Source organism: Micromonospora coxensis, assembly GCF_900090295.1.
Classification (GTDB): domain Bacteria; phylum Actinomycetota; class Actinomycetes; order Mycobacteriales; family Micromonosporaceae; genus Micromonospora; species Micromonospora coxensis.
In genome coordinates, this window is sequence record NZ_LT607753.1 from 744,577 (window position 1) to 769,915 (window position 25,339).

Here is a 25,339-nt window from a genome sequence, read left to right on the forward strand (position 1 = left end):
GGATCGCGCACACCCACGATGAACAGGAAGGCATGCGATGCGCGCGATCGAACAGGACCGGTTCGGTGGACCCGAGGTACTCGAACTGGTGGAGGTCGACCGCCCCGAGCCCGGTCCGGCGGAGGTGCTCGTCCGGGTCCACGCCGCCGGGGTCAACCCGACCGACTTCTGGCACCGCGCGACCGGCGGCCTGCTCGGCCGGCCGGTGCGGCTGGGCTGGGACGTCTCCGGCGTCGTGGCGGCCGTCGGTGTCGGCGCCGCGCTGTTCTCGCCCGGTGACGAGGTCTTCGGGATGCCTCGGCTACCACAGGCCGCCGGCACGTACGCGGAGTACGTCACGGCGCCGTCGCGTCACCTCGCCCGCAAGCCCGCAGGACTGTCCCACGTCGAGGCGGCCGGCCTGGGGCTCGCCGGGCTCACCGCGTGGCAGGCCCTCGTCGATGTCGCCGATGTCCGGCCGGGCCGACGCGTACTGATCCACGCCGCCGCGGGCGGCGTCGGCCACCTCGCCGTGCAGATCGCCAAGGCGCGCGGCGCGTACGTGGTCGGCACCGCGAGCGCCGCGAAGCACGCGTTCGTCCGCGGGCTGGGCGCCGACGAGGTCGTCGACTACACCCGCACCGACTTCGCCGAGACGCTCCACGACCTCGACGTGGTCGTGGACCCGATCGGCGGCGAGTACGGGCCGCGCTCGCTGCGGACGTTGCGCCCCGGCGGCATCCTGGTCGCCCTCGCCTCGCCGGCGGAGACGTACCTGCAGGAGGAGGCGGCCCGGCAGGGCAAACGCGCCCGATTCATGATCGTCGAGCCCGACTCCGCCGGGCTCGCGTCCCTCGCCGACCTGGTCGACGCGGGACACCTGCGCGTCGAGGTCGACACGGTGCTCCCCCTCGAACAGGTCGCCCGGGCCCACGAGATCGGCCAGACCGGCCGCACCAAGGGAAAGATCATCCTGACGCTCTGACCTCCTGCGTCGGTCCTGGCGGCGGCCCGACCGGACGCCACCGCAAACGGCACGTCCTGCTCAGGTTCGCCCCTCGTCCGGAGTGGACGGCAGCCAGGGCCACGGCAGGTCCCGGAAGGCCGCCTCGACGAGCAACCGCTCGATGTCGCGCAGGAACCGCTCGGCGTACGGTCGGGGCAGGTGGCCGGAGTCCCCGGTGAGGGCGATGCCGATGCCCCCGGGCCGGTCGGTGATCTCGACGCGCATCAGCCAGGTGAACCGGTCCAGACTCTCGGCGGGCACGACGGTCGTGGCGGCCATGGTGGCCCGGAGCTGCGCCTCGTCGACCGCCGGGGCGAGCGGGTCGCTGTCGGCGGCGAGCCGGACGTCGTTGACGTAGCAGTGCGGGCTGACGCCGGCCTCGAAGGGCAGCCCGGCCGCCGCGAAGGCACGACCCAGCTCCGCCGGGTCGTAGTAGGAGTGCCGGTACGCCTGCAACGCCGCCTGCCAGACCCGGGGCAGCAGGTCGTCGAAGCTCGGCCGGTCGGTCGAGTCGATCACCAGTAGGCCGAGCTGGTTGAGCTTGGCGATCGCGTCGGCGTAGCCGGCGACCGCCCGGTTGCTGGCCATCGAGTGCAGGCCGCAGACGCCGCTGCCGGACCACCGGGACACCACCGCGGCGACCGCCGCGAGCAGCACGGTGGAGCCGGTGACGCGGCAGCGTCGGGCAGCCAGCCGGACGGCGGTGTCGGCCGCCCGCGACACCAGGACCGTGCGCGGGAAGCGGGGCGTGGCCGGCGGGGCGATCCAGGGCAGCGTCCGCGACGGCAGCCGCGCGTAGCCGCGTACCCAGTAGGCCACCGCCCGGGCCGACCGCGCCCGGGCGGCGTCCTGCTCGCGGCGGGCGACGTCCACCGACTGCGGCCCGGCCGGAGCGGCGACGGCGCCGCGCAGCACCAGCAGCCGCAGCTGGCGCAGCAGTGCCTCGACGGCCACGAAGTCGACCGTGACGTGGCTGAAGACGACGACGAGGTGACTGATCCGGTCGTCGACGCGGACCAGCGCGACGCGCTGGGGCCACTCCCGGGCGTGGTCGAACGGGGTGGCCGCCAGCCGGTCGGCCAGCGTCGCGGCCACCGCCGCCGGGTCGTGTCGGTGCGGCGCGAACTCGTCGGCGGCCGCGTCCACCACCGCGACGGGCAGCTCGCCGGTGGCGGCGACGACCTGGCGCAGGTCGCCGTCGACCACCTGGATCCGGGTACGCAGCGAGCTGTTCCTGCCCACCAGGGCGCCGACGGCCCGCAGGACGCCCGCCAGGTCCGCCGGGCCCCGGCGGGGCGTCGCGACGATCCGCCGCAGGCTCATCAGGGTCTGCTCGGCGCCGCGGCGGCGCATCGCCGTCCACAGCGCCTGCTGGCCCCAGGTGAGCGGCGCGGGCGCGGCGGCGGCGCCGACGAACGGAGCGTGATACGGCGTCGGCGCGCCCGCCCGGTCCGGTGTCTCCATGGGCTGCCTCCACCTTCCGCACCCCGGCGGTCGCGAGCGAGCCGGGCGGCTCAGCCGGGCTGCCCGGTCGCGCCCTGCTCCGCCCCGGCCACCGTCACCAGCGACGCCAGGTCGTCGAGGGTGTCCACGGACCGGCCGGAGGAGTTCAGCTCGATCTCGACGCCGTACTCCGACTCGATCGCGTCGACCAGACGCAGCAGACCGAGGGAGTCCACGCCGAGGGCGACCAGCGAACCCCCGGCGAGCACGGCGTCCGCGCCCACCTCCCCGGCGGTGGCCTCGCTGACCAGCTCCGCGATCCGCTCACGCAGGTCGGTGCCTCCCATGCTCAGAACTCCTTTCCGGACTGCCGGACGATCTCGGCGATCTCGGCGATGGTCGGGGTCTCGAAGAAGTCGTCCAGTGGCACCTCGACGCCGAGCCGTTGCTGGATCCGCCCGCTGATCCGGGTGATGGTCAGCGAGTGCCCGCCCAGGTCGAACAGGTCCTCGTGCACCCCGATGTCGGGGATGCGCAGCACCTCCTGCCAGATCTGGCGCAGCTGCTGCACCACCGGGTCGTCGGCGGCGGCGGTGTCGGGCGGCGCCGCCCCGGCCTGGTCCCGGGGCGCCGGGGCGGGCAGCGCGGCCCGGTCGACCTTGCCGTTCGGGCTCAGGGGCAGCCGGTCCAGCGTCACGTAGTCGGTGGGCAGCGCGGCCTGCGGCAGGCTCGACGCCAGGTGCTGTCGCAGCTGCACCGGTGAAAGGGCCGCGCCGGGACGGCCCACCACGTAGGCGACCAGCCGGGGTTCGTCCGCGTCGTGCCGCAGCGCGGTGGCCGCCGCGGCCACGTCCGGATGGTCGAGCAGCCGGGCGTCGATCTCCCCCAGCTCGATCCGGTGTCCCCGGATCTTGACCTGGTCGTCGATGCGGCCGAGGAACTCGATGCGCCCGTCGGGCAGCCACCGGCAGCGGTCGCCGGTGCGGTAGAGCCGCTCGCCGGGCCGGCCGAACGGATCCGGCACGAACCGTTCGGCGGTGAGATCGTCGCGCCCCAGGTAGCCGGTGGCCAGGCCGGCGCCGGCCAGGTACAGCTCGCCGGGCAACCCGAGCGGCACCGGCCGGCGGGCCTCGTCGAGGACGTACGCCCGCACGTTCGGCAGCGGCCGGCCGATGGTGACCTCGTCGGGTTCGGCGGGGATCTCCGCCATGGTCGCGTAGACGGTCGCCTCCGTCGGCCCGTACCCGTTGATCAGGCGGGCGGTGCGGGCCCGCAGCCGGCGCGCGAGGGCGACCGGCAGCGCCTCCCCGCCGGCGACCGCGACCAGCGGCGCCGGCGGGCGCCCGGTGTACGGGTCCGGCACGCCGAGGCCCGCGTCCAGCAGGACCCGCCAGCCGGACGGGGTCGCCTGGGCGTGGGTCACGCCGGTGTCGCGGATCAACCGGAGCAGTCGTGGGCCGTCCAGCGCGCTGACCGACGAGGCGACGACGACGCGGGCGCCGGTGACCAGCGGCAGGAACACCTCCACGGTGGAGATGTCGAACGACGGTGAGGTCAGGTGCAGCCACCGGTCGGAGGAGCCGCTGCCCAGCAGGTCACGGACACCCGCCAGCAGGTTGGCCAGCGCGCCGTGCCGCACCGCGACGCCCTTGGGCCGGCCGGTCGACCCGGAGGTGTACAGCACGTAGGCGAGGTCGTCGGCGGCCGGCAGGTCGGTGGGCCGGTCCGGGACCGGACCGTCGAGCAGGTCGCCGTCCTCGACGGTGAGGGTGGGCCGGCCGGTGTCGGCGGCGGAATCGGTGACCACCAGCGTCGGGGCGGCGTCGGCGAGGATCGCCTCCCGCCGGGCCGGTGGATTTGTCGCATCGACCGGCAGGTACGCGGCGCCGCAGCGCAGCACCGCCAGCACGGTCACCACCGCCTGCCAGGAGCGGTCCAGCGCGACGGCCACCAGCGCTCCCCGGCCGATCCCCCGCCGGCGCAGCAGCGCGGCGAGCCGGGCGACGGCGGCGTCGAGCTGGGCGTAGGTCAGCGTCCGGTCGCCGTCGACCAGGGCCGGCGCGTCCGGTGCGGCGGCGACGCGGGCGGCGAACAGGGCCGGCACCGTCTCGGCCGGGTACTCCCGGGCGGTGTCGTTGACGGTGCGGGTGACCCGGTCGAGTTCGTCGGCCGGCAACACCGGCAGGTCCGCCACCGGCCGGTCGGGGTCGGCGACCACGGCGGCGAGCATGGTGCGCAGGTGGGCGCCGATGCGCCGGACGGAGTCGGTGTCGATGGCCGCCGGGCTGTGCTGCAGGCTCACCGTGAGGCCGTCCGGGGCCTGCACGATCTGCAGGTGCAGGGCGTTGCGGGCGGCGCCGCAGAACAGCGTCCACTCGACCGCGCCGGCCACACCGGCGAATGTCGGGTCCGCGTCGCGCCGCCGGTAGGCGATGCTGACCGGGGTCAGCGCCGGGGCGGGGCGCAGTCCGGGTACGGCCTGGGCCAGCGGCACGGCGCGGTGCCGGTACACCTCGCGCAGCCGGGCCCGTACGGCGAGGGCGTGGGCGCGGAACGTGTCCGTCGCCGGTGGCGGGGCGACCGGCAGTTCGTTGACGAAGAGCCCGATCTGGTCGGCCTGCTCCGGGGTGCGGGTGGACAGGGCCACCCCGACCGGCACGCCGTGGTTGCCGTAGCGCCGCAGCAGGGCGTGCAGCACGGCGAACAGCAGCTCGAAGCGGGTCACCCCGATCGACCGGGCGACCCGGTCGACACCGTCGACCACATCGGCCGGCAGGTCCAGGGGTACGGCTTCGCCGGGCTCCGCGCCGGTGGGCAGCCGGCGCAGGCCGGGCAGGACGACGTCGCCGGTACCGGACCAGTGCCGCGCCCAGTGCTCCCGGGCGGCGGGCAGGTCGGCCGCGATGCGTTGCTGCTCGGCGGTGGCCAGGCCGGCGTACCCGTCGGTGCGGGGCGTGGACGAGGCCGGCGCGCCGGTGCGGGCGGCGGCGTAGGCGGCGGCCAGATCCCGGGCGAGCACGTCCTTGGACGTGCCGTCGAAGGCGAGGTGGTGTGCGGTGACCAGCAGCAGGTGGCTGCCGTCGACGGCGGTCAGCAGGGTGAACCGGGCCAGGGGACCGGTGCGCAGGTCGTACGGGCGGGCGATCTCCTCGGCGACCCGGGCGTCGGTCCACTGTCCCATCACGACCGCCGGGCGGGTGTGCGCCGGGGCCAGGTGGGGCACGCCGTCGTCGTCGGTGACGACCCGGGCGGCCAGGACCGGGTGCTGTTCGGTCACCGCGGCGCACGCCGCGACGAGGGCCCGACGGTCGAGGTCGGCGGCGAACCGCACGCCCCACGCCATGTGGTAGGCGGTGCCGGCGACGCCGGCCTGCTCGGTGAACCAGACGGCGTGCTGCGCGGAGGTCGCCTCGGCGGTGCCCACATGTGCTCCTATGGTCGTGCTTGGGGGTCAGTTGTCGAACAGGTCGGTGAGCTGCCGCTTGAGCACCTTGCCGCCCTCGTTGCGGGGCAGCCGGTCCAGCAGCAGGAGCCGGGAGGGCAGTTGGTAGTCGGCCAGCCGGTCGGCGAGGAACCCGCGCAGCACCGGCAGGGAGAGCCCGCCCGGGTCGGCCGGTGTCCGGGGTACGACGGCGGCGGCCACGGCCGAACCGAGCACCGGGTGCGCGACGCCGACCACGGCCGCCTCGGCGACGAGCGGATGCTCGTGCAGGGCTGCCTCGACCTCGATGGTGGAGACCTTGAACGCGCCGGTCTTGATGACGTCCTGGTGGCGGTCGGTGAGGTACAGGTAGCCGTCGGCGTCGATGCGGCCGACGTCGCCCATCCGCACCCACCCGTCGCGGAAGGTGGCCCGGTTGGCCACGTCGTCGCGGTAGTACGCGCGCGGGTGCGGGGCGCGCAGCCACACGTCGCCGGTCGCCCCGGCGGGCAGCGGGTTCGCGTCGGCGTCGGCGATCATCAGCTGCCCACCGACCGGCCGGCCCACCGCGTCGCGGCGCGACGGGTCGTAGATCATCGTGGTCTGGGCGGGGGCCGCCTCGGTCGAGGTGTAGTAGTTGACGATCGTGGCCTGCGGGAACGCCTCGGCCAGCCGGGCGGCGACCGCCGGGGCGAGCGGGGCGGCGGTGGAGCCGACGAGCTGGACCCCGCCGGTGTCGCGCCCCCGCAGCACCCCGGAGTCCAGCAGCTCGATGGCGATCGACGGGACGACGAACACGGTCCCGGTGCCGGGCGCCTCGACCAGCCGGGCGAAGCGTGCCGGGGTGAACCGGGGCAGGGTGAGCGCGGCGGCCCTGGCGGTGAGCGCGTTGAGCAGCATGGTCTGCCCGGCGTTGGTGCCGATGGCGAAGGCGTGCAGGAACCGCTGCGAGTGGGCCAGGGCGAGCCGGCGGGGGTGCGTCGGCGCGCCGACGGTGAGGTTGGCGTGGCTGGCGGCCACTCCCTTCGGACGGCCGGTGGTGCCGGAGGTGTAGAGGATCTGGGCGAGGTCGTCCGGTCGGGGGCCGGCGGGGTCGGGGTCGGTGGCGGGGCCGGCGAGCAGGGCGCCTGCGGTCCAGGTCGCCACGCCGGGCGGGACCGCCGGGGCGGGGGTGTCGTCGCCGTGCACGACGGCGGTGGCCGCGCAGTGGCGCAGCGCGTACCCGAGCTGCCCGGCGGCGAGCCGGTCGGACAGCGGTACGGCGACCGCACCGACGCGCAGCACCCCGGCGTACGCCACCGCGAAGCGGGTCCAGTCGCGGGCGCCGAACAGCAGGCCGACCCGGTCGCCGGGGCGCAGGCCCCGGTGCCGCAGCGCGGCGGCGACCGCGCGCGCCCCGGCGGACCACTGGGCGAAGGTCAGCGTCGCCACGCCGTGCACCTCGACCGCGACCTGCTCGGGGTGCAGGCCGGTGCGCCAGTCGAGCAGCTCCGGCACCGTACGCGGCGGGGGCGTGGCCCGGCCGGGCGTCGTCGCGGCGCTCATGACCGGTGGCCTTCCGGGCGGGTCGGGGCGGGTGTCCGGTGGCCGGCGGCCCGGACGCGGCGCTCCTCGATGCCGACCAGGTCGTCCGGGGGCGCGTCGGGCACCTCGTCGTCGAAGCGGGCGAGGGTCGGCGTGAGCAGCGACACCAGCGCCGTCGCCGCGATGCAGACCCCGAACAGCACGTACAGCAGCCCGTGGCCGCGGCCCGGGCCGACGCCGATCACCGCGCCGACCGTGCCGGCCAGCGCACCGTCGGCGAGCAGCATCGGTTCGGCGACCTGAGCGGCGAACGGGGCGACGACACCCCAGCCCAGCGGCAGGGTGGACTGGGCGACCATCTGGTTGAGCGCGAAGACCCGCCCGTGCACACGCGCCGGCACCTTGGTCTGGATGATCGTGTGGTAGACGCCGTTGACGATGCCGAGGGCCAGGTACATGCCGAACGCGCCGGCGCCGATGAGCAGCAGGTTCGGCCGCAACCCGGTCAGCACGGCGGCCACCGCGATGCCGCAGGTGCCCAGCAGCACCGCCCGCATCCGCAGCCGGCGCGGCCCGCCCCAGAGCAGCATCACCAGGCCGCCGACGGCCGCGCCCACCCCACCGGCGAGCGCCACCCGGGCGACGTCGTCGAGGTCGGCGAAGCCGAGCACGAGCGGGGAGAGCAGGAACAGCACCGGGAACAGGAAGAAGTTGAGCGCGGCGAAGAACGCCAGCATGGCGCGGAACTCCCGGCGGCGCAGCGAGTAGCGGAAGCCGGCGACGATCTCCGCGCCGATGCTCTCGCGCCGTCGCAGCGCCAGGGTGCGGGGGAACCGCACGGCCACCAGGACCCCGATGGCGAACAGGTACGACGCGACGTCGATGAGCAGGATGCCACGCAGCCCGACGACCTGGAGCAGGGCCACCGCGAGCAGCGGCACGGTGAACTGGGTGAGGCCGACGGCGGTCTGGGTGAGGCCGTTGGCGTGGCCGAGGAACCGTTTGGGCACCAGCTGCGGCACCGCCGAGACGAAGGCGAGGCGCTGGAACGCCAGCGCCACCGACAGCCACGCCGTCAGTGGGTAGAAGTGCCACACCTCGGCCCGGTCGGCGAGCAGCAGAGCGGCCATCACCGCGTTGCCGCCGCCGGCGGCGGCGTTGGCCGCGAGCAGGACGCGTCGGCGGCTGCTGCGGTCGACCAGCGCCCCGGCCAGCGGGGCGACGAGCAGGCCGGGCAGGAGGCCGAGCACGGCGAACAGCGCGAACCGGGCGAGCGACCCGGTCTCGGTGTAGATCCACAGTGGGATCGCGAAGGTGGTCAGCGCGGTGCCCAGCCCGGAGACGATCTGCCCTCCGGCGACCAGGCCGAAGCGGCGCATGCTGGGTGGCGGCGCGGTGTCCGCCGGGCCGTCCGCGCCGGGTGGGATCGCGCCGTCCGGCCGGTGCGACACGGCGGCGAGCTGCCAGGCGGGCCGGTCCTCGTCCGGCTCGACCGCCGATGGCGGCGCGTCGAGGCGTCGGTGCACGTCGGTGACGATCTGCGCCAGCTCGGCCGCGCGGTACTTGAGGAAGTAGTGCCCGCCCTCGTCGAGCACCGCCAGCGCGGTGCGCTCGGCGAGGAAGTGCCACTCCCGGTACCGCTCCTCGTGGTAGTCGGTGCTGCGGTCGCGTTCGCCGACCACCGAGATGACCGGCGCGCGCAGCGGGGTGATCCGCTGGCGCATCAGGTCGGTGAAGTAGTCCTCGGAGACCTCGGCGTCGTGGCGCATCGCCCGGACCAGGAACCGGACCTCCTCGGGCGCGAGCGACCCGACGGCGGTGCCCTGCGCCTGGAGCCAGGTGCGGTAGATCCGGTCGCTGCGCAGCCGTTCGGCCAGCCGCAGCCGCAGCAACGGGCCGAGCAGCCCACCGGCCGGCCGGGCGAACGGGAACACCGCGCCGAGGTACACCGCCAGCAGGTCCCGGCCGGCGGCCTCCAGCCGGCGGGCGACCTCCACGGCCAGCGCGCCGCCGGGGCCGCAGTGTCCGTAGAGGATCAGTGGGCCCTGCACCGTGGCCAGGATCTCCGCGACGACGTCGACGGCGACGTCGACGATGGGCGCGGGGTCGTCGGCGAGGCCGATGTCGTGTCCGGGCACGGCCACCGACAGCAGCCGGTACCCGGCCGGCAGCGCGTCGGCCAGCGGCTGGTACACCACGGCGCTGCCGCCGCCGTACGGGACGCAGACCAGGGTGGCGACCCGGTCGGCGGCCGGCGCCGGCCGGGTCAGCTCGTGCAGCAGACCGCCGGGGCGGGCGTCCACCTCGGTGACGAGTGCGGCCAGCTCACGGACAGTGCGGTGCCGGAACAGGTCCATCACGCTGACCGTGGCCTCGGCGCCGACGACGGCGGGCAGTTCCCGACGCAGCCGGGCCACCACCTGGGTGGCCAGCAGCGAGTGCCCGCCCAGGTCGAAGAAGTCGTCGGTCGCGCCGACCTCGGCCACCCCCAGCACGGTCCGCCAGATGTCGGCCACCAGGGTCTCCACCGGCCCGACCGGCGTCACCCGCTCGCCGGCCGGCGCTGCGTCGGTCGGTGCGGGCAGGGCCCGCCGGTCCACCTTGCCGTGTTCCTGCAACGGCAGCCGGTCCAGGACCGTCCAGCGGGTCGGCACCATGTGCTCGGGCAGCCGGTCGGCGAGGCGGCGGCGCAGGCCGGCGACATCCGGCCCGTCGGCGTCGGGCGTCGGCTCCAGATAGGCCACCAGCCGGTCGTCGCGCAGCAGCACCGCGGCCTGCCGGACCCCGGGGCAGTCGCGCAGGACGGCTTCGATCTCGCCCAGCTCGACCCGGTAGCCGCGGATCTTCACCTGGTGGTCGCGGCGGCCGAGGAAGACCAACTGCCCGTCGGCGCTCCAGCGGCCCAGGTCGCCGGTGCGGTAGAGGCGGGCGCCCGCCGGGCCGTACGGGTCGGGCACGAAGCGCTCGGCGGTGAGGCCGGGCCGGTGCAGGTAGCCGCGGGCCAGCCGGTCGCCACCGAGGTACAGCTCGCCGGGCACCCCGACCGGCACCGGGCGCATCCGCTCGTCGAGCAGGTACACCCGGGCGTGCGGCAGGGGACGGCCGAGCGGCACCGCGCCGGCGCCCGGGCCGTCGGCGAGGACCTCGTGGGTGGCCACGCCGACGGTGGCCTCGGTGGGGCCGTAGTGGTTGAAGACCCGGACCGGGCCGGCGGCGAGTGGACGGACACGCCCCAGGTCGGACGCCTCGCCGCCGAGGATCAGCGCGCGGGCGGGCAGCAGGTCGACCGGCTCGGCGTCGGCGGTGAGCGCCGCCAGGTGCGAGGGGGTGATCTTCAGGTAGTCGATGCGCTCCTCGCGCAGCCGCTCGGCCAGTTCGGCGCCGGTGCCGCGGCGCGGCAGCAGGTGCACCGCGCCGCCGGTGGCCAGCGCCAGGTAGAAGAGGGTGACGCTGAAGTCGAACGACATCGACTGGAGCAGCCCGTAGCGGGCGGCCGGGACGATCGCGAACCGGTCGGCCACCCCGTCGAGGTAGCGCAGCACCTGCCGGTGCGCCACGGCGACGCCCTTCGGCGTGCCGGTGGAGCCGGAGGTGTAGATGACGTACGCGAGGTGACCGCCGCTCGTCGTGGCCGGTGGTGGGGTGTCGGGGGCCGCCGCGGCCTCGGTGGCGACCTCGTCGAGGCAGACGGCCGGGGCGTCGGCGGGCAGCCGGTCGCGCAGCTCCGCGCTGGTCAGCAGCACCGTCGGGCGGGCGTCGGCGAGCATCAGGGCCAGCCGGGCGGCGGGCTGCTCCGGATCCAGTGGCAGGTACGCGCCGCCGGCGCGGAGCACCCCGAGCAGCGTCGCCGCCAGGTCGACGGACTGTTCCAGCAGGACGCCGACGAGGTGGTCCGGGCCGACGCCCCGCGCGCGCAGCAGGTGGGCCAGCCGGTTGGCCCGCCGGTCCAGCTCGCGGTAGGTGAGCGTGTCCGTGCCGTGGACCACAACCGGCGCGTCGGGCGTGGCGGCGACGAAGGGGACGACGAGGTCGGCCAGGGTCTGCGCCGCGCCGGTGACGCCCGTACCGGCGGCCGGCCGGTCGGCCGGGTGGTCCTGACCGGTGCCCGGGTCGACCTGCTGGTGCTGGTCGGTGCCGGCGAACGCCGCGTCGGGTCGGGCCAGGGCGAGCACCCGGTCCCGCTCGGCGGGGCCGAGCAGGTCCAGGTCGACGACGGGCAGGTCCGGGCGGGCGACGGCGGCGCGCAGCAGGGTCTCGAAGCTGCCGAACAGCCGGCGTACGGTGGCGGCGTCGAACAGGTCGGTGTGGTAGACGACCATGCAGCGCAGGTCGTCGGGGGCCTCGCTGACGTAGAGCGACAGGTCGAAGCGGGCGGCGGCGGCATCGGTGCCGACCCCCTCGGCGCTCAGGCCGGCAGGCCAGGACGCGTCGCCTCGGGCGTAGTTCTGCAGGGTGAACAGCACCTGGAACACCGGGGCGCGGCTGACGTCGCGGACGACGTGCAGTTCCTTGACCAGCCGTTCGAACGGGATCTCCTGGTGGGCCAGGGCCCGGACCACGGTGGTGCGGGTGCGGCGCAGCAGGGCCGCGAAGCTCGGCTCGGTGGCCGGCGTGTCGGCGGACGCGGCGACCGGCGACAGGTCGGCGCGCAGGGCGAGGGTGTTGACGAAGAGACCGACGAGGTTCTCCAGCTCCGGCACCACCCGGCCGGCGACCGGGGAGCCGATGGCGAAGTCGCGCTGGCCGCTGTGCCGGAACAGCACGGCCTGCAGGCCGGCGAGCAGGGTCATGTAGAGGGTGCTGCGGTGGGCGCGGCTGAGCCGGCGCAGGCCGTCGGTGAGGTCGGCGTCGAGGGTGAAGCGGTGGGTGGCGCCGGCGTAGGACTGCACGGCCGGGCGGGGCCGGTCGGTGGGCAGTTCCAGCGGGGGCACACCGGCCAGGGCGCGGGTCCAGTAGGCGAAGCCGTCGCCGCTGGCCGGGCCGTCGAGCCGGTCGCGCTGCCAGGCGGCGTAGTCGGTGTAGTCGAGCGCGGGGGGCGGGGGCGGGTCGCCGCCGTCGCGCAGCGCGGCGTACGTGGCGGCGACCTCGCCCAGCAGCAGGTTGATCGACCAGCCGTCGCTGACGATGTGGTGCGTCGCGAGGTGCAGCAGGTGGTCCTGGTCGCCGAGCCGTACGACGAGGACGCGCAGCAGCGGGGCGTGCCCGAGGTCGAACGGGGTGGCGACGGAGGCGGCCACCACCGCGCGGGCGGCGTCCAGCGACGGCGCGGCGGTGACGGTGACCGGTACCCGGACCTGCGCGAGCACGTGCAGGACGGGTTCACCGTCGGCGTTCTCGGTGAAGCGTGAGCGCAGGCTGTCGTGCCGTCCGGCGGTGGCGTCGAGGGCGGCGCGCAGGAGGTCGACGTCCAGCGGTCCGCGCAGCCGGGTGGTCGAGTGCACGACGTACGCGGCGGTGCCGGGGGTGAGCTGCTCGGTGAACCAGATCCGTTCCTGGCCGAACGACAGGCGGGGGGCGGCGGGGAGGCGGGTGGCGGTCGACGCGAGGGCAGGGCTCCGCGACGGTACGTCAACGTTGGTCACGCGGTGCCTTCTCGGTACGGTGACGGACGGGAGTCAGTAGTGTGCACGCCGCAATCGACGCATTGGATCGGCTGATCGGTCCACTGTGGAAGACATGATCGAGCGATCCGGTGCCCGTGCGGACCGTCGTACGGTCGGGAATGCCATTCGCCGACATCGTGGTGCCCGCCGAGTGGGCGTCGGAGTCCCTCGTCCACGCCGAGTTCACCGGCGACGGCGCCGGCGTCGCCCCGCTGACCTGGGCCCAACAGGTGCTGTGGCGCTCGATCACCCGGTTCGGCTCCAACCACCGCTTCCTCAACCTGCGGCGTACCGTGGCGGTGTCCGCGCGGGCCGGGGTGGACGTGGACGCCGCCGCCCGCGCGGTGGGTGAGCTGGTCGGCCGGCACTCCGCGCTGCGCACCCGGCTGCGGGTCGCCGACGGCGAGCCGCGTCAGGAGACGGCGGCGGCCGGGGTGCTGCCGCTGCTGGTGTGCGCCGGCGACGGTGACGCCTCGGCCGCCGCCGGGCAGGCCGCCGGCCGGCTCGGCGACGTCGCGTTCGACCACGCCGAGGAGTGGCCGCTGCGGGTCGCGCTAGTCACGGTCGACGACCGGGTACGGCAGGTCGTGGTGGTGTTCAGCCACACCACGGTGGACGCGCACGCCGCCGAGGTGGTGCTGCGTGACCTGAGGCTGATCCTGCTCCGGGGCGCCCTGCCCACTCCGGCCGGTCCGCAGTCGGCGGACGTGGCCCGCCGCCAGCACGGCGCGGACCGGCGCCGCTCGGAGCGGTCCGTGGCGTACTGGCTGCGGGAGTTCCCGCGCCTGCCCGGCCGGCCGCTGACCCCGACCGGGCCGGGGCTCGACCCGCCGCTGCGCCGGGGCGTCCTGGTCTCCCCGGCCATCGACACCGCCGCCCGGCTGATCGCCGCCCGGCGGCGGGTCAGCGTGTCGGCGGTGCTCCTCGCCGGGTACGCGGCGATGGCCGCCCGCGACACCGACGACGAGCTGTGCGGCCTGTTCCCGATGGCCCACAACCGGTTCCGCACCGAGTACGCCGACGCGGTCGCCAACCTCGGCCAGATCGGCTTCTGCGTGGTGGACCTGAGCGGGCGTCCCGACTTCGACGAGCTGGTGTCGCGGATCTGGACCGCGTCGCTGGACGGTCTGCGGCACGCCTACTACGCGCCGCCCGCGCTGCGGCACGCCTTCGAGGCCGCGGGCGTCGACCTCGACACGGCGTTCCTGCCGTACCACTACTTCAACGACGTGCGGCTGGCCGTCGGTGGTGGCGCCCCGCCGCCCCGGGCGACCCTCGGCGAGCTGCGGGCCGCCCTGGACGCCAGCACCTTCTCCTGGACCGCCGGGCTGGAGAAGGCGGCCTGGCACCTGCTGGCCCACGTGGTCGACGAGCCGGCCGGCGTCGGCGTCACCCTCACCGCCGACACCCGGCACCTGCCGATGGACGCCGTCGAGCCGTTCCTGCGCGGGATGGAGGAACTCCTGGTCGAGGCGGCCTTCGACCGGGTGCGGTGGCCGTGGTCGTCCACCCGTGCCGGGCTCCCGGCCGCCGCCGGGCCGGTCGTCGGCGACGCCACGGCCGGCGAGCAGGTCGGGTACGCGCCGTTTCACGGCCGACGCGACGCGAGCGCGCCGCTGACCTGGGGGCAGCGTGCGATGTGGCGCACCGTCGAGGAGTTCGCCTCCCCCGCCGCGTACCGGGTGCTGGGTCTCCCCCGCACCCTGCCGGTGGCGGCGCGGGCCGACGTCACCGTGGCCCGGGGGCTGGAGGCCGTCGGCGCGCTGGTCACCCGGCACGAGTCGCTGCGCACCCGGTTCCGGCTGCGTGACCGGGAGCTGCACCAGGAGGTGACCGCGGCGGGTCGACTGCCGGTCCTGGTGCACCCGGTGGCCCGGCCCGCCGACGACCCGGACGGCCGCAGCGCCGCCGCGGCCCTCACCGCCCGGCTACGCGAGCCACGCTTCGACCACGTCGCCGAGTGGCCGCTGCGCGTCGCGCTGGTCACGGTCGACGACCGGGTACGGCAGGTCGTCGCGGTGTTCAGCCACTCGGTCGCGGACCTGCAGGCCGCCGACACCGTGCTGCGCGACCTGCGGCTGCTCCTGCTGCGCGGCACGCTGGACGCCGCGCCCGGCCCGCAGTCGCTGGATCTCGCCGAGCGGGAGCGCGACGTCGAGGTACGCCGCTCCCAGCGCGCGGTGGCGTACTGGCTGCGACAGGTGGACGGGCTCGCCGGGACCCTGCCCGACCCGGACCGGCCCTCGGCGACCACCCGGCACGTACGCGGTGCGCTGGTGTCCTCGGCGCTGCACGACGCTTCCGGGCTGGTGGCGGCCCGGCACCGGGTCAGCAGCGCCGACGCCCTGTTGGCGGCGACCGTCGCGGTGCTGGACGCGGGCAGTGGGCGGGACGCCTGCGGGATCGTCGTGATGGCGAACAACCGCTTCCAGCCGGGCCACGACCGCGCCGTGGGCACCCTGAACCAGATCGGGTTCTGCCGGGTCCCGCTGGCTGATCGGCCCGGTTTCGCCGAGCTGCTGTCGCGCGCCCGGCACGCGGCTCTGGACGCCTACCGGCACGCCTACTACGACCCGGTCGTCTGGGAACGTGCGGTGACCGAGCTGGGCCACGACCACCGCACCTTCCTCGCCCCGTTCTGCTACCTCAACGACGCCCGGCTGGCACACCCCGCGCGCCCCTCGACGGCCGGTCCGGACGAGTCGGGACTGCGGTCCGGGCCGGCCCGGAGCGCCTTCCGTCAGCTGCCGGAGCTGGCGGACTTCCCCTGGCGTCTCCGGCTCCAGGTGCGCGACGCCCCCGGTGCGGCCGAGCTGATCGCCACCGCCGACGTGCGGTACCTGTCGATCGGGCAGATCGAGGGGTTGCTGCGTGGCATCGAGGCGCTGCTGGTCGAGGCGGCCTTCGGCGACGTGCCCTGGCCGTGGAGACCGGGCGCGGTCGGCCACGGACCGCCAGCCGTCGCCGGGCCGCCGGGCTGACCCTGTCGAGAGCGGCGCACCGCATCGGCATGGTTCAGTCGGTGGCGCCCCGCGGGGGAGGCTCGTTGGTGCGGGGCCGCCGCCAGTTCGTCTCGTACGCTTCGTGCGCGCGCCGTTCCTCCATCACGGCGGCGCGCAGCGCGTGCCGGGAGTCCGCGAACAGGAACGCCTCCACGGCGACCATCGCGACCTGCGTCGCCGTGATGAGCGCGAGCGCCGCCAGGACCGGCATCCGCACGGCCAGCGGCGTGCCCGCCGCCAGGACGAGCACCACGCCCACCCTGGTCCAGGAGACGGTGTGCAGGGTGCGGAACTGGAACAGCAGGCTGCCGACCAGATAGCAGGCGACGCCCCCGTAGAGCAGCGCCATTCCCGGGCCGTGCATCGGCTCGCCCAGCGCGATGCCACCGCTGACCTGGTGCAGCAACTCCTCGCCGCCGAGGGCGAACAGCACGATCCCGACGAGCATGATCAGGTAGAGGTCGTGGTAGGCGTCCCGGACCATCCGGGTCCGGGCGTCGCCGTGCGTACCGTGCAGGGCCAGGCGGGCGGCGGGCGCGATCAGGTCGAAGTGTGCCCACCAGAGGCAGGAGACGCCGATGATGCCCAGCGTGGCCGCCATCAGCGTCGACCAGGTGATGGGCCGGCCGACCACGTCGCTGCCCACACCGATCGAGATCAACGATTCACCCAGGGCGATCATGAGGATGAGGTCGTACCGTTCGGTCCAGTGCTCGGCGGAGGTGACCACCCAGCCCCGGGTCCCGGTCACCAGGGGAATCAGGTACTGGCCGACCACCAGGGCGACCCAGATCGCCTCCCGCACCAGTGCACCGACCTGCGGGTCACCCAGCAGTGCCGGTACGAGAGCGGCCGCGAAGAGCAGGGCGACGCTGCCGATCAACTCGAAGAAGTAGGGACGGATCTGCCCCACCTCACGGCGGTCGTGCCGGATCGAGTACCAGTACACCCCCAGGTGCACGAGGCGGATCACGAGGTAACTCCAGGCGATCAGAAACGGACCGGAGATCCCCTCGACAGGGTCGCGGAACGCCTGTGGGCTGGCCAGGGCGAAGGCGTAGAGCGCCACGATGGCCACCACCATGACCATCGGAACGACGCCCTCACCCATGCGGATCCGATTGGCGACCAGGCTGTGGATGACCCAGCACCACCAGAGGACGGCCAGGAGCAGCACGGCGTGCAGCAGGCCCCGCCCCGAGAGGTCGGCGGCGGTGGCCCGGGCGATGATGAAGAACGAGAAGACGTAGACCAGGTCGAAGTAGATCTCGAACCGGTCCACCCGGGCACCGGGTGCCGCCTGGACGATCGGCCCCAGGCGCCGCTCCCATCCGCCCCTCACCCGGCGAGTTTCCCAGCGGGATCCGTGGCCGGGCCCAGGAACGACGAATTCGGCCGGCGGGTGCGGGCGATCCTCCCGGCCCGGCGCGGGGCTGGCTCGGCCGCTTCCCCGCCGTCCTCGACGTCGCCGACGCCCCCCCCGGCCCGGACCCCTCAGCGCCGGCTACGCGACGCCTGAACGCTCGATGCGGCGCGCCGAGCACGCCGGGGTGAGGTGTACGAGGTCCGCCGTCGCCGGCGACGGTAGCCGCCCGACCGGGCACGGATCGCCGAGATGTCGACCGGCACGGACACCGCCGTCGGTCCGCCCCGCCCGCTCAGCGCTGCTCGACGGCGCCGCGCAGCCAGTCGGCCCACTGGTCGGCGTCCTCCAGCCGGGCGAATCCGTTCAGCGCGGCGGCGGCCAGGCCGGCCGGCAGCGGGCCGTGCTCACGAAGCTCCCGCCACTGCGCCAGGTCGAGTTCCAGGACCCGCAGGCCGGTCAGATCGGCGAGCCGGTGCAGGTCGCTCACCTTCGCGGCGGACAGGTCGAGGTGGCTGAGGGCCGGCAGGCCGGTCAGCGACCCGATCGAGATCGGGAGGCGGGTGGCGAGCCGGAGCCCCCACAGGGTCGGGTGCGCACCGAGCGGCGGTAGGTCGATCTCGGCGGCGTCGATCGACAGCCACTCCACCGGCACGCCGGGCGGGAGCGCCGCCGTGACCCTCGCCGCGCGGTTGACCGAGACGTTGCGCAGGTGACGCAGGGGTGCCAGTTCCGCCAGGTGGAGGACATCGCCGTCGTTGAGGTAGAGCTCCTGCACGTCGAGCCCGGCGACGACGTCGGCGACCCGCCGCTGCCCCACCCGCTCGGAGTGGCTGTACCGGGGGTGTATCCAGGCACGCCGGGAGGAGTCGTCGGCGCCGCGCAGCGAGCCGATCGCGTCGCGCAGCGCCGCGGTGACGGACTCGGCGACGTACCCGACCGGACCGTGGAAGTCCCTGCCGTACTCGATGATCTGCCCGGGCCTGCCGTGCGGTCCGGGGTCGAGGTCGACCATGCAGTCGTTGCCGCCCGAGTCCGTGCCGACCTCCACCCACCAGTCGCTACGCGACACCCGGCGCACCCGCCCCGGCGGGTACGCCTCGTAGACGACCGGGAACACCGCGAACAGGTCGTCGTGTTCCACGACCCCGGGGCCGCCGGCCAGGTACGTCTCGACCACGGTGTCCAACCGCAGCAGGGTCCCCTCGCCGAGCAGCCCGTACTCGTCCTGCGACACGGTGCGGTACAGGGCCCGGAGGTCCTCGGGCAGCCGCAGGCCCATGGCCGCCTCGGCGGCGTGGATGTCCTCCTCCGAGTGCCCGGCGCCCAGCTCGGGCGCGTGCCCTGTCGTGCGCTCGTACGTCGCGGCGAACTCCGCGACCAGTGCGCCGATGGTGGCGAGCGCCTGCGGGTCCGTGGGCCGGTCGCTGACGGCGACACCGGGTGGCGCGGGCATCGGCGAGGTGGGGTGGTGGGGGTGCCGGTAGTGCGGGTCGAGGACCAGTCGCACCGGCGCCACGGTGGGCAGGTCGAAGGTGTACCGCAGCTCGGCGCGTCCGGCGTCGTCGCGGACGAGTTCGACGACGAGGGTGCGGTCCTCCCCGTCCGGGCGCAGCACCTCGTCCATCCGCCGCAGCAGGTCGTGCAGGGCGAACCCGGTCCTCGCGGACGCCGACCGCCCGGCGGCGTCGAACGTGTGCAGCGAACTGCCGGCCCGGGGGCGATGACGACCTTGCAGCACCGTCACTGGGCTGCCGGCCAGCGCCGACGCCATCTCGTCCACCAGTGCCCGCAGATCCGCCATCGCCGCGGCCCTCCCCCGTGATCCCGGGACACGGTAGCGTCGCGCCCCTCCCGGCACGACCCCGTGCCGCCGCCGCCTTGGCGTCGGCGCCGCCCTCGTGGTCACCGCCGCCCGGTGTCGGCGAGGCCGGTCGAAACGGTCGGGGGCCGAGCGCGTCGCCGGGTGCCCGATCAGCGTGGCGCGGTGTGGCCGGCGAGGGCCTCTCGGAGCATCGCGCGCGCCGCGATCCGGACGATGGCTCGACCCTTGCGCATCTTCGGCTGCTCGGCGCCGGGGCTCCGGCGACGACCGCAGTGAGGCGCGCAGCTCCGGTCGGGGCCGGGATCGATCCGCCACCCGGGCACCGCCCCGGGTCGCTGCCGCTGCTCAGTGTCCGGCGGGTGAGAGGAGATCGAGGACGCCCGTGATGCGCAGCGTCCTGGCCACGTTGCCGGTGGGGTGGCTGACCACGAAGGTCTTGCCGGCCTCCCTGGCGACGTTACGGGCGACGACCAGCGTACCGATGACGGTGGAGTCGATGAAGCTGACCGCTCGCAGGTCGACGTCCACGCCTGCGGCGTCGGCGATCATGGCGTCGAAGAGACGCCGGAGAGCGGTCGCCCCGTTGACGTCGATCTCCCCGTCGAGCAGCAGGACGATCCGGTCGCCCTCGGCACGGACCCGGTGGGTCCAGGTCGGCGGGGTCACCCTGGCTGGTCCTGCGCGAGGCCGTCGGGCCGGCCGGGAGTCACCGCGCCGTCCGCCGTGGCGGGCTCCAGGCAGACGGTCACCGTGGCGGTCACGCCGTCGGGGCGCCGGGTGAGGATGAGCCCACCGGCGAGCTGGTGGGCCAGCCACAAACCCCGTCCACCCGCGGTGTTGACCTCGGACAGTCGCACCGGAAGGCGCCCCGGCGACTGCCCCTGGTCGATCACCTCACAGATCAGGACGTCCTGCTGGCGGCGCAGTTCCAGGCGTCCCCGGCCGCCGCCGTGGCGGACGGCGTTGGTCACCAGTTCGTGCACCGCGAGCACGAAGTCGTATCCGTCGTCGCCGGTCAGGCCCACGGCGGCGACGTGGGCGTGCAGAACGTGTCGCAGCGTGGTGACCGTCGCTTCGGTGAAGTCCTGCGACAGCAGCGGAACAGTGTCAGCTGCGAGAGCCGACGTCGGATCGCCCGGGTCGGCGGAGTCGTCGGTCACCCCCGCAGGGTACTCGCTCGGGCCAACGCCGCGACCCTTGCGGGAGCGCAAGTATCTGCAGGTCACGGCGAGGCGTCGCGCGGTCGTCGGTGCGACGCGGACGTCCCCGCCGGGCAGCAGGGCGTCACCGACGATCTCGCGGCCGACGGGCCTGGCCGCCCGACCTACGGTTTGTGACCCACACCACACGCGGTTCCTGTCAGCAATCGCGACGCCGCCCCGCTCACCTCACGACGAGCACGCGACCAGACAGGAGCAGCACATGAAGCACCGCATCGTCGTCCTCGGCGCCGGCTATGCCGGGGCCTTCGTGGCCGGGAACCTGGCCCGCCGGTTGTCCCCGTCGGACATCGAGATCACCGTGGTCAACGCCGAGCCGGACTTCGTCCAGCGGATGCGGCTGCACCAGCTCGCGGCCGGCCACCGGATCGAGGCTCCGGCCCTCGCCGACGTCTTCGCGGGCACGGGGATCCGGCTGCGCCTGGCCCGGGTCACCGCCGTCGATCCCGAGCGCCGGGTCGTCACCGTGGCCGACGCCGAGGGGGGCGGCGAACTGGCCTACGACACGCTTGTCCACACGCTCGGCAGCCGCGTCGCCGACCAGGGCGTCCCGGGCGTGGCCGAGCACGCCTTCGACGTCGCCGGCCGACCCTCGGCGCTGCGCCTGCGCGAGCGCCTGGACAACCTGGGCGGACGGGGCGGCGGCGGGCGGGTGCTGGTCGTCGGCGACGGGTTGACCGGCATCGAGACGGCCACCGAGATCGCCGAGGCCCGGCCCGGCCTGTCGGTGGCGCTGATCGCCCGCGGCGAGTTGGGCGCCCGGCTCTCCGCCGGAGCCCGGGGGCACCTGCGCGGGGCCTGCGACCGGCTGGGCGTCACCGTGCTGGAGCACACCACCGTCGACGCCGTCGAAGCGACGCGGGTGCGCTGCGCCGACGGCACCGTCCTGGCGTCCGACGCCACCGTGTGGACGGCCGGGTTCGCGGTCGACCCGATCGCCGCCGCCAGCGGGCTGGAGGTCACCGGGACCGGTCGGATCGTCGTCGATCGCACCATGCGGTCGGTCTCGCACCCGGACGTCCACGCCGCCGGCGACAGCGCCCACGCCATCGGCGACAACGGCCGGCCGCTGCCGATGTCCTGCGCGTCGGCCGGCTACACCGGCAAGCAGGTGATCGCGGCGGTCGTCGGACACCTGACCGGCCGTGGGATCGTCAACACCACGCTGGCCTACCCGGGCAACCACATCAGCCTCGGACGGCGGGACGGGATCCTGCAACCGGTCGACGACGACGGGCAGCCGAAGCCGAGGCACCTGGGCGGCCGGCAGGCCGCGCGGATCAAGTCGGGCATCCTCACGATGTCGCTCTGGGCCACCTCGCACCCGACCTTCGGCCTGCCCACGCGCCGGCACCGGCTGGCCGCCGCGCCGGACGCGTCCGTCGACGAGGCGCTCGGCGTCGCTTCGTAGGGTGGTCCACGTGGACGGCACCGCCACTGATCGCTTCGACACCGGTCGGTTCGAGGCCAGCCGGTTCCGGCTGGCCTCGCTGGCGTACCGGTTGCTGGGCTCCGCCGCCGACGCCGAGGACGCCGTGCAGGACGCGTTCCTGCGCTGGCAGGCCGCCGACCGGCAGCGGATAGAGGTGCCGGAGGCATGGCTGACCCGGGTCGTCACGAACCTGTGCCTCGACCGGCTCCGTTCGGCACAGGCCCGCCGCGAACGCGCCGTCGGCGCCTGGCTGCCCGACCCGCTGCTGGACGGCGACCCGATGCTCGGCCCGGCCGACACCGTCGAGCAGCGCGAATCGGTCTCCCTGGCCGTGCTGACGCTGATGGAGCGCCTGTCGCCCCTCGAACGGGCCGTCTACCTCCTGCGCGAAGCGTTCTCCTACCACCACGCCGAGATCGCCGAGATCCTCGACATCAGCGAGTCCGCCAGCCAGCAGCACCTGCACCGGGCACGGCGGCGCATCACCGCCGCCCGCCGCCACCGCGGCGACGTCGACCCGGCATCCGCGCGCCGGATCGTCGAGGAGTTCCTCGCCGCTGCCTCCTCGGGGCGCACCGAACGGCTGGTGGCGCTGCTCACCGACGACGCGACCGCGATCTCCGACGGCGCCGGCCTGAGCAGGACTCTGCTGCGGTACGACAACCCGCAGCGCATCGCCACCGTGGTACGGGCCGGTCTCACCCCCACACCCGCGAAACGGCGACTTGCCGGCGGCACGCCCGCCGTCCACTACGCGCTCGTCAACGGCGCCCCCGCCGTCCTCTTCGTGGTCGACGGCCAGGTCGTCGGCGCCGTGACGTTCGACGTCACCGGCGGCAGGATCGCCACCGTGCGCGGCATCGCGGCCCCGGCCCGGCTGGTCCGCCTCGCCGAGGCCTGGCGGCGGCACGAACCGGAGGCGCCGCTGATCGCCCGGTGGTGACGCGACGCCGACGCGGCCCGGCGCGGTGACGAACCGCTCCGGCCGCCCGGGACGCCACGTGCGGACACCGTGCCGTGGCTCGCCGGCGGCACGTGTCGAGCGCCCTGCCGCTCACCGGGTGCGCCGGACGGGGCTCACGCAACCGCGACGGGCAGATCGGCCAGGCGCCATTCGAGCATCCCGTCGGCCAGCCGGGTCGCGCTGCGACCGTGGGCCGCGAGGAGTCGGACGGCGTCGTGGGCGAGCACGCAGTAGGCCCCACGGCAGTACGCGACGACGTGCCCGTCGTCGGGCAGTTCGGCGAGACGGTCGGCCAACTCGTCGAGGGGGATGCTGACCGCGCCGGGAATGTGCCCGGCGGCGTACTCCTCCCGGGGCCGTACGTCGAGCACGGTGACCGGGCTGGTCTCGGTGAGCCGCCGCAGTTCCTCGCGGGTGACCGGCCGGCCGCCGTCCTCGCCCAGATAGGCCAGCCGGGCGGCCTGCACGTCCGGCAGGTGTGACTGCGCCACGTCGCGCAGGCGGGCGAAGAGCTCCGCCACGTCCCGGCCGGCGAGACGGTAGAGGACGCGGGTGCCGTCGCGGCGGGTGGTGACCAGGTTGGCCTGGCGCAGCGTCTGCAGGTGGGCCGACGCGGTGGTCAGTCCCAGGCCGGCCGATGCGGCGAGGGAGGCCACGTCGCGTTCGCCCTGGGCGAGCAGGTCCAGCAGTTCGAGCCGCTTGCCCGAGCCGAGGGCCTTGCCGACCCGGGCGAACTGCTCGAACAGTGCCGTCTTGTCGTTCCGGTCACCCATGCCACTCCTCCAAAGTTCTGTGGAATAGTGTAGGAGACGGGGGAAGCCGACCGCCACCGCCCGGACGGAGGACGCGATGGAGCTGGCACACGGACTGGTCCCGCCCGTGGGCGACGGGCCGGCTGACCGCGCGCACCCGAGCGGCCCGACCGGCGCGGAAACAACGGCGGCAGACCCGCAGCGGACCCGGGGTGCGGCCGGCCGTGCGGCTCACCGGCGCACCCGGGCGGCGTGCTGCCCGCCGCCCGAGGCCGGCACCGTCCCGGACGCCGGCCGATGAGCGCCACCACGCCCATCCGGTGGGGACTGCGCGCCAACCTGCCGCAGTTCCTCCTGCTGGTGGCGGTCAACGCCCTCGTCGGGGCGATGGTCGGTCAGGAACGCACGGTCGTGCCCCTGCTGGCCGAGCAGGTCTTCGCCGTCGGCGCGTTCACCGCCTCGCTGACGTTCATCGTCGTGTTCGGCTTCACCAAGGCGTTCACCAACCTCGCTGCCGGCAGCCTGTCCGACCGCTACGGCCGCAAGCCCGTCCTGATCGCCGGCTGGCTGATCGGCCTGCCGGTGCCGCTGCTGCTGATCTGGGCGCCCTCCTGGGGATGGGTGATCGCGGCGAACGTCCTGCTCGGGGTCAACCAGGGCCTGACCTGGTCCACCACCATCGTCATGAAGATCGACCTCGCCGGTCCGGCCCGCCGTGGGCTGGCCATGGGGTTCAACGAGGCCGCCGGCTACCTCGCGGTGGCCACCATGGGCTGGGCCACCGGCGCGCTGGCCGCCGCGCACGGGCTGCGGCCCGCCCCGTTCCTGCTCGGCGTCGCCGTGGCCGCCCTCGGCCTCGGCCTGTCCACCGCGCTCGTCCGCGAGACCCACCAGCACGCCCGGCACGAGGCCGCCCACCACGTGTCACGCGCCGGCGGCCACGGCCACGGCCTGACCAACCGGGAGATCTTCACCCTCACCAGCTTCCGGGAGAGGGCGCTGTCGGCCGCCAGTCAGGCCGGCATGGTCAACAACCTGAACGACGGCCTGGCCTGGGGCCTGTACCCGATCCTGTTCGCCACCTCCGGGCTCGGCCTGACCCGCGTCGGTGTGCTGATCGCGCTCTACCCGGCGGTCTGGGGCCTGGGCCAGATGATCACCGGCGCCCTGTCCGACCGGTGGGGCCGCAAGTGGCTCATCACCGCCGGCATGTTCACCCAGGCGATCGGCATCGCGCTGGTCGCCGCCGGCACCGGCTTCACCGTGTGGGCGGTCGCCGCCGTGCTCATGGGCGCCGGCACCGCCCTGGTGTACCCCACTCTCCTCGCGGTCGTCGGCGACGTCGCCCACCCGGCCTGGCGGGCCCGCGCGGTCGGCGTCTACCGCCTGTGGCGCGACTCCGGCTACGCCGTCGGCGCCCTGGTCGCCGGGATCACCGCCGACCTGCTCGGCCTGCGCGCCGCCGTCTGGGTCGTCGCCGTGATCACCGCCGGGTCCGGCGTCGTCGTCGCCGTGCGAATGTACGAGACCCGCCACCCCGAGTGAGGCGTGGTGGCCGCCGACCGGTCGGCGCGACGCGTGGCGGCGCCGCCACGCTCACGTGACCGGCGCTGCCGCACGCCGGTGAGCTGGTCGGGGTCGGGGACCGACCGACGGCCACGGCCGGAGGTCCCGGATCCCGCCGGTGACCCACCGGCCGTCGCTCAGGCCCCGCGCGCCCTGCCGCGTCGACGGCGAAAATCGCTGTCCCCGGCTACCGTCGACTACCACACCGCCGAGGGTCGCTCCTGGCGTCTGTGGCTCTC

At 75.0% G+C, this 25,339-nt stretch carries 15 protein-coding genes; 5 read left to right on the forward strand and 10 right to left on the reverse strand.

Going from position 1 to position 25,339, the window contains the following annotated elements; translation table 11 throughout:
- Positions 1–37 precede the first annotated feature (37 nt).
- Positions 38–964 carry an NADP-dependent oxidoreductase gene (locus GA0070614_RS03315; protein WP_088974583.1) on the forward strand — a complete coding sequence of 309 codons (927 nt, stop codon included), beginning with the start codon at positions 38–40 and terminating at the stop codon, positions 962–964.
- Positions 965–1,024: 60 nt separating this feature from the next.
- Here GA0070614_RS03315 and GA0070614_RS03320 read toward each other — a convergent pair whose 3' ends face one another.
- From GA0070614_RS03320 to GA0070614_RS03340, 5 genes are read right to left on the reverse strand one after another with little or no spacing between them, the layout of a single operon-like run.
- Positions 1,025–2,449, reverse strand: coding sequence for a condensation domain-containing protein (locus GA0070614_RS03320; RefSeq protein ID WP_088974584.1), 1,425 nt, complete (start codon positions 2,447–2,449; stop codon positions 1,025–1,027).
- Between the two features lie 50 nt (positions 2,450–2,499).
- Positions 2,500–2,775, reverse strand: coding sequence for an acyl carrier protein (locus tag GA0070614_RS03325; RefSeq protein WP_088974585.1), 276 nt, complete (start codon positions 2,773–2,775; stop codon positions 2,500–2,502).
- Between the two features lie 2 nt (positions 2,776–2,777).
- Entirely contained in the window at positions 2,778–5,852 is a 3,075-nt protein-coding gene (locus GA0070614_RS03330; protein ID WP_172892356.1) for a non-ribosomal peptide synthetase, read from the reverse strand.
- A 27-nt stretch (positions 5,853–5,879) separates the two neighbouring features.
- Positions 5,880–7,394: a class I adenylate-forming enzyme family protein gene (locus GA0070614_RS03335; protein ID WP_172892357.1), complete on the reverse strand. Its 1,515-nt coding sequence runs from the start codon at positions 7,392–7,394 to the stop codon at positions 5,880–5,882.
- Positions 7,391–12,955, reverse strand: a complete 5,565-nt coding sequence (locus GA0070614_RS03340; RefSeq protein ID WP_088974587.1) for a non-ribosomal peptide synthetase/MFS transporter — start codon at positions 12,953–12,955, stop codon at positions 7,391–7,393. The genes GA0070614_RS03335 and GA0070614_RS03340 overlap by 4 nt, the downstream gene beginning before the upstream one ends.
- A gap of 140 nt (positions 12,956–13,095) precedes the next feature.
- Here GA0070614_RS03340 and GA0070614_RS03345 point away from each other — a divergent pair, with 140 nt between their 5' ends.
- On the forward strand, positions 13,096–15,957 hold the full coding sequence (locus GA0070614_RS03345; protein ID WP_088974588.1) for a condensation domain-containing protein: 2,862 nt from the start codon (positions 13,096–13,098) through the stop codon (positions 15,955–15,957).
- Positions 15,958–15,991: 34 nt separating this feature from the next.
- On the opposite strand, the gene GA0070614_RS03350 is transcribed toward GA0070614_RS03345, so the two are convergent.
- The 4 genes from GA0070614_RS03350 to GA0070614_RS03365 all read right to left on the reverse strand — a co-directional run bounded on the left by GA0070614_RS03350 (position 15,992) and on the right by GA0070614_RS03365 (position 20,326).
- Positions 15,992–17,260 (reverse strand): low temperature requirement protein A, encoded by a 1,269-nt coding sequence (locus tag GA0070614_RS03350; protein WP_231933506.1) that lies wholly within the window; start codon positions 17,258–17,260, stop codon positions 15,992–15,994.
- Between the two features lie 376 nt (positions 17,261–17,636).
- Positions 17,637–19,145: an SMI1/KNR4 family protein gene (locus tag GA0070614_RS03355; RefSeq protein ID WP_088974590.1), complete on the reverse strand. Its 1,509-nt coding sequence runs from the start codon at positions 19,143–19,145 to the stop codon at positions 17,637–17,639.
- 366 nt (positions 19,146–19,511) lie between these two features.
- A complete protein-coding gene (locus GA0070614_RS03360; RefSeq protein ID WP_157744920.1) occupies positions 19,512–19,832 on the reverse strand; it encodes an STAS domain-containing protein in 321 nt (106 codons plus the stop codon).
- A complete protein-coding gene (locus tag GA0070614_RS03365) occupies positions 19,829–20,326 on the reverse strand; it encodes an ATP-binding protein (protein WP_088974592.1) in 498 nt (165 codons plus the stop codon). The genes GA0070614_RS03360 and GA0070614_RS03365 overlap by 4 nt, the downstream gene beginning before the upstream one ends.
- A gap of 262 nt (positions 20,327–20,588) precedes the next feature.
- Between GA0070614_RS03365 and GA0070614_RS03370 the strand changes: the two genes are divergently transcribed.
- Together GA0070614_RS03370 and GA0070614_RS03375 are read left to right on the forward strand one after the other, a co-directional pair.
- Positions 20,589–21,797, forward strand: a complete 1,209-nt coding sequence (locus GA0070614_RS03370; RefSeq protein ID WP_088974593.1) for an NAD(P)/FAD-dependent oxidoreductase — start codon at positions 20,589–20,591, stop codon at positions 21,795–21,797.
- Between the two features lie 10 nt (positions 21,798–21,807).
- Positions 21,808–22,761, forward strand: coding sequence for a sigma-70 family RNA polymerase sigma factor (locus GA0070614_RS03375; protein ID WP_172892358.1), 954 nt, complete (start codon positions 21,808–21,810; stop codon positions 22,759–22,761).
- Positions 22,762–22,895: 134 nt separating this feature from the next.
- On the opposite strand, the gene GA0070614_RS03380 is transcribed toward GA0070614_RS03375, so the two are convergent.
- Positions 22,896–23,555: an ArsR/SmtB family transcription factor gene (locus GA0070614_RS03380; protein WP_088974595.1), complete on the reverse strand. Its 660-nt coding sequence runs from the start codon at positions 23,553–23,555 to the stop codon at positions 22,896–22,898.
- Positions 23,556–23,831: 276 nt separating this feature from the next.
- Here GA0070614_RS03380 and GA0070614_RS03385 point away from each other — a divergent pair, with 276 nt between their 5' ends.
- Complete coding sequence (locus GA0070614_RS03385) at positions 23,832–25,079, forward strand: MFS transporter (RefSeq protein ID WP_088974596.1); 1,248 nt, start codon at positions 23,832–23,834, stop codon at positions 25,077–25,079.
- The last annotated feature ends 260 nt before the right edge of the window (positions 25,080–25,339 follow it).